This is a genomic window from Candidatus Chordibacter forsetii, assembly GCF_964187505.1.
GTDB lineage: Bacteria > Verrucomicrobiota > Verrucomicrobiia > Opitutales > Seribacteraceae > Chordibacter > Chordibacter forsetii.
In genome coordinates this window covers 1-5,278 of the sequence record NZ_CAXLML010000174.1, presented here as the reverse complement: position 1 = coordinate 5,278, position 5,278 = coordinate 1, and the positions used below count along the sequence as shown (strand labels likewise).

Genomic DNA, 5,278 nt, shown 5'->3' with positions numbered 1-5,278 from the left:
AACGACCTGCACTTCTACGAGCATCTCATTGAATTTTGCTTCATCGTTAAATTCGGTTATGCGAATAAGTGCCTGGTATCGATTATCCAACCCAAGATCCTTTGGGCTTTCGAAATCTCTAGGACTTACAAAACTAAGCTTCCCTGAAACCTCATCAAAAACAAACTGTTGATAATCCAATTCGGAAAGCATGGACTTTAAAATAATTGTTTCCGGCGAGCCCGGTTCATTGTCTGGATCTGTCGCAGAAATAGTGAGGACTTCCGTTTCTCCCTCTTCTGGAAAACTATCCAGGACATAAAGGCGGGGATCCGAAGGGACAAATACAGGCCTTTTATTGGGAACTTCCTCCACGCTGATCACAACCTTAAGTTGCTGGATAAAATTGGGTGCAACATTTTCTTGTACAGTAACGAAAAATTCAAAATTCTGACCACCCATCGATTCGTAATCTGGTAGACCGTTGTTAACGTCGCGACTCAAATCCCAAAAGAGCCGGCACGAATCAGAAAAGTCGTCAATCCGGAACATTCCCTCCCCACCTACTAAGTTCCAGGTAAAAGAACTAGCAGGAGGACGATCCTTGGAATCGGAAACAAAAAGTTCGGCAATTTGCACCTCTCCCTCCAGGTGTAACAAACGAAGATACCGTTCATCCACATCCTCACTCTGTTCCACAAAAAAGGCGTCCTTGTTTACCGCATTGATTTCAAAGAATCCTTCGGAAAGTAAAATCTCAGGCTTGTCAGAGATGTCCTCTATATCGAACCTGAACTTTACAGTGTTGTTATTGTCAGGTTCATCGTAGAAGTATACCTCCACCTCATAGGTGCCTGATTGATCCAGCGGCGATGTAAATATGAATTTATCTTCCTCTACGATGAATTCCAAGGATGCACCTGCTTCCTCCTCGCCAAAACGTAAAATAGGACCGTGATCGAAGCTGAGTTGACGAATGGGGTTGTCCACATCATGAAAAAAACCGCTTAGCGTTTTGGACAAGGGAGTATCTTCGTAACCCAAAAAAGAGATTTCAGAACCTTGGAGGAGTTCGGGAGCATCGTTTTGAGGTGTTATGACAATATCAAAAAGAACATAAATTCGAGAGAGTCCATCGGTTACCCCAACCATTACCTGCCCCGAACGCTCAGAAGAACTTTCATAATCAGGAGGGGAACTTGCTTTAAAGTACAACTGGGTTCCCGTTACTTCCATTCGGTTTTGGAAACTTGGAACTGGGTATCCTTCTCTTGGTAAAACCAAAGAATACCTTAATGTTTGGTTATCTTCATCCAGTTTGCCAAAATAATTTGATAAATCAAAGGGACCGCCATGTTGAATACCCCCACCCGCTTCCTCTGGGTAAGTAATGGGTTCAGTTGTAAAAGGACCTTGGTTACCAGTAACATTTTCAGGCATTTCTAAGGCTACGGGAAAAGAAAAGACATTTGTCTCCAATTCTTCTACCCCGATATAACTCTCCTTAATTCTCGGAGGATCGTCTTCATCAAATAATTTAAAGGTGTAGACAAAGACTTTGGAATTAAAATCCCGATCGGAAACTTGAATAGATGCATTGAGTTCACGCTCTGCCGGGTTTTCAAAACTTGGGATTTTTGCAAATAATAAATCAACTTGGTTGCCAGCAAGGAACCCTTCACCCGTGAGCCCAAAGTTTCCCTCTGCATCACGAAATTTAAAGTAGCCGGCTGTATCTTGGGCGTTTTCAAGACCAGCAAATCGCCAAGTATAATTTTTGTCCACCCCTTCTGGGTCAACGGCTCGAAGTCCAGAGATAGCCAATTCAATTTCTTCAGGATGGAGAATTTCAAAACGATCACTGGGGTCTAAATAAGCGGGCTCATCCACATCTAAAGTTTCAAAGGTAAAATAAAACTCTTCAAAACTCCCTTCTTCATCAAAAGCGGTTAATTTGATTGTATAGTTCCCATCTTCTTCAGGACTTTCAAAATCAGGCTCAAAAGATTCGGTAAAATTAAGGTCCACCCAGTAAACCAATGGAGTTCCATCTTCCTCCCGTTGATAAATCTCAGAGATAGAAAATTTGGAGGCATCTGACCCTGAAAGTACTCGGGAAGTGATATTTTGTTCATCTAAAAGATCGGAAAAAGGGATGGAAAATCTGGGTTTAGAATTTTCATCAAATTTCACTAAAAATTCAGTCTGTCCAGCTGTCACACTTTGTTGGTAATAGCCAAAATTCCCGCCGTGTATTTCAAAATAAGCAGGCTCACCATCAAATTTGGTGTAACCAACAGATGGCAAATCTTTGTCATTTTGGATAAACATAGAAAAATTAATATCCACATAGGGAGAATCACCATCGGAATAACCTAGAGTAAAACGGTCCTCTCCAAATCGTAATTCATCGGGAGTGTAAACAAAAGTTTGAGGTGCTCCATCCTCTGCTCTTCCATTGGCTAATGAAACCATGCCCTTGGGGTCGGGAGAGAGTTCGGACTGCCAAAGAATCACATCACCGTCTTCATCAAAAATAGCCAAATCAATTAATTCCCTCCGGCTATCCAAACTCCACGGTTGTCCCTCAAATGTTGTAATATTGTAGGAAATGGGAGCATTCGAATTGATGCGAACAGGGGGATCGTTGGCATCTTTTACAAGAATAAGAAGGGAAACGGGATCAGCGGCTGTGGCAAAGTCTGCCTGGTCATGGATTTGAATATTAAGGTCGTAAAGGTTATCCCCATCCGCGCTTTGGGGGCGTTCAAAGTTGGGAGCGGTACTAAAAAACACGGATCCATTCTCGTCGATTTCAAATAAGTTAGCGTCCGGACCAGTAGTACGGTAGAAAATTTGCGCACCGGGAATATCCGACTCATTATTATCCAACCTGTAGCCAGATAAAGGATGAGAGTCGGCATCAGAGGGATTATAATCAAAAACTGAGGAATTGTTATTTTCTAAAAAAGGTATCGGCAATTCGAGTGGTAGGTTGAAAGAGATTTCATCATCAAAATCATTCTCAATTTCTATCCGCACGATCATAAACAGACCCTCCGCCTTGTTACTTTCGTCTGTTGCTGAAATTGAAAACTCTAGCCAATCATTTTCAAAAGTAAAAAGATCGGGCTCTAAAACTTCAATTTTCAGTCTTCCCTCATCTCCGCTTTCCCATACCGTCCCAGCTTCGATTAGCAAAGGAGTTGCATGGGTGGTATCCGTTCCAGAGTCGTAGGTTTGATAGTAAACCAGTTGATAGGCACTTGAGGGTGGGAGCCTCTCATTCTTTTGAGGGTGAGAGACATAAACCCCACCGGAAGTTTGCTTGAGCAGGTTGAGGCTGTGTGAAAGAGAATAGTTGCCCTCTTCAAAGGCATTCGATCCTTCATTGTAGAAACGCTCAGCCTCGACCTTGAAATCGAATTCCAAACTCGTAGGATTTTCAGTTAAAGAAGACCTAAACTCGTGAGGTCCATCGGACCCGTCCGCCGTTTTCGAAACACGATTTTCTTCAGCGGGAAACTTACGAACAAACACTCCACGTGGTTCTTCCGCAACATTCTGCAAGACTAAGTTTAAATTGTAAGTAGCATTGTGAACTGGAATTGTATCAGTTGCCGAAATTTGCAAGGCAAAGCTTTCAGGTCCCAGAGATTCAAAGTTTAACGGAACTGTCTTCCACCTCAACTCATAGGAAAAGTACCAACCATTTTCCTCTGAGTTAGTTTCTTCATTCTCTATTCCTGTTGCAACGAGTGAGAAATTATCAGATTCCAGAAACAATGTGGGTTTGGAACCCTCATTTAGGGGGTTACCCCAATCGTTCGTAGGATCAGAATCAAAAAGGATGAAGTCAGCAATTTTTAGAGAGTTCTCAGGAAAATTAATGGTGGTAGTTTGGTCAGTCCTCAGGCTGATGCTAGAATCTCCGTCAATTTCCAAAGCTCGGATGACGGGGACATCAGGAGGGTCGGCAATTTCCAATTCAAAGGTAAAATTATGGTCAATAAAAGCATTACCCTCCCTAATTACTCCGGGCCAGATAAATTGATCTTTTCCCCCTGCATAGGGATAAGCCCGATAGTAAAAATAGTTTAAATTATTTTTATACTCATGATAAACAGTACCTTTTGCAGGTCCAAACGTAGCGGGACTCCAGGATTTCAACCACGATGGTTCGGTAGGTAAAGGCTTGGTCCATGGATCAAAAACAGAAATCAATCTTGCACTATTTTTTGTCGTAACTGTTGCCCCGATTTGAATTTCGTACTCAACGGCACTTATCCCCGTATTTCCAGGTATTGGCGAGGCGGGAGATGCCGGCCAATTTACAGCAAAAAGAATAGGCGAAAAAATACTTATGCCCACAAATCCAAGACCTATCTTTTTAAGGATAAGACTGGGCGAAAAACGGAACCCATTTTTAATAGATAAAATAAACTTCACCGAATCACTAACTTATAGTCTATGTCTATTTAAGTTAGCAAAGTAATTATTATCAGAAGTAATTACAAATAATTCGATTCATATTTTCATAATCTGACTTTTGAACTTAAAATATCGTTTTTACTTCAATTATTGTTCTTCAAATTTATCTTTCTTGCCACCATTCTAATTTTCGTTCCATTCTCAACATCATGACAGCCCAATCCTCTCCCGCAGATTCCTATTGGAGTGACAGCCTAAAGCTCGTAGGAAAATTGTTAAGCATCTGGTTTCTCGTGTCCTTTGGGTGCGGTATTCTCTTCAAAGATTATTTAGATCAATTCTCAATTGGAGGTGCACCTCTCGGATTTTGGATGGCTCAACAGGGTTCCATCATTTGCTTTGTCATTTTACTAGTCGCTTATTCTTTCTTGATGAACAAACTGGATGAAAAGCACGGTTTCGGGGAGGAGGAAAACTGATGGACCAGACAACATGGAACTTCATCTTTATTGGAATCACTTTTGGGGTATATATCGGGATTGCGATATGGTCCCGGGCAGGATCAACCAAGGAATACTACACAGCGGGCGGAGGCGTTTCCCCTTTCGCCAACGGCATGGCTACCGCCGCCGACTGGATGTCGGCCGCAACCTTTATTTCCATGGCTGGCGGTATTGCTGCCGCAGGTTATGGGGCCTCCAAATTCCTCATGGGTTGGACAGGTGGTTTCGTTCTGCTCACCACCCTGATGGTTCCATATCTTCGTAAGTTTGGTAAAGCCACGGTGCCCGATTTTATTGGGGATCGATTTTATTCCAATGGTGCCAGGTTGGTAGCCGTTATTTGTGCAATTTTTATTTGCATGACT

General features: G+C 42.3%; 3 protein-coding genes. 2 read left to right on the top strand and 1 reads right to left on the bottom strand.

The window, feature by feature from the left end; genetic code table 11:
- A partial coding sequence (locus ACKPQ4_RS07350) for a hypothetical protein (RefSeq protein WP_407680539.1) occupies window positions 1–4,428 on the bottom strand: 4,428 nt, incomplete at its 3' end.
- Window positions 4,429–4,619: 191 nt separating this feature from the next.
- Between ACKPQ4_RS07350 and ACKPQ4_RS07345 the strand changes: the two genes are divergently transcribed.
- Window positions 4,620–4,889 (top strand): DUF4212 domain-containing protein, encoded by a 270-nt coding sequence (locus tag ACKPQ4_RS07345; protein ID WP_407680538.1) that lies wholly within the window; start codon window positions 4,620–4,622, stop codon window positions 4,887–4,889.
- Window positions 4,889–5,278, top strand: a 390-nt coding sequence (locus ACKPQ4_RS07340) for a sodium:solute symporter family transporter (protein WP_407680537.1), incomplete at its 3' end; no start/stop codon positions are given. The genes ACKPQ4_RS07345 and ACKPQ4_RS07340, both read left to right, overlap by 1 nt.

Excerpts from the sequence above, each read along its gene's own strand:
- ACKPQ4_RS07345 (WP_407680538.1), top strand. The coding sequence starts at position 4,620 with ATGACAGCCCAATCCTCTCCCGCAGATTCCTATTGGAGTGACAGCCTA.